This is a genomic window from Streptococcus caledonicus (assembly GCF_042656225.1).
Taxonomy (GTDB): domain Bacteria; phylum Bacillota; class Bacilli; order Lactobacillales; family Streptococcaceae; genus Streptococcus; species Streptococcus caledonicus.
Window position 1 is genome coordinate 25,332 of sequence record NZ_JBHSOJ010000026.1, and the last position, 252, is coordinate 25,583.

The following is a 252-nucleotide window of genomic DNA, read 5'->3' on the forward strand; positions in this document are numbered from 1 at the left end:
CGATTGATGGTGCGGTAGGAAACCACCAACTGTCCTGTTAAGTACTGCATGGCGATATTTTCAATCATCATTTTTTCGATCTTTCGCCCAGAGAAGATACCTTGTGAGTAGGCAAATAGCAGAGCAGCCAGAAGATTTTAGGGTGATAAGAAGGCGACCAAAGTCATGATAGAAAGCGTGGAAGTGACTATCTTCCAAGGCATTCACCACTTTTTCAATGGTAAAGACAATATGGTCTTGTGGCAAGAAAAA

General features: G+C 42.1%; 1 pseudogene. It reads right to left on the reverse strand.

From position 1 onward, the window contains the following. Positions 1 to 246, reverse strand: a pseudogene (locus ACFPQ3_RS09470) (transposase); the annotation flags it as partial. Positions 247 to 252 lie beyond the last annotated feature (6 nt).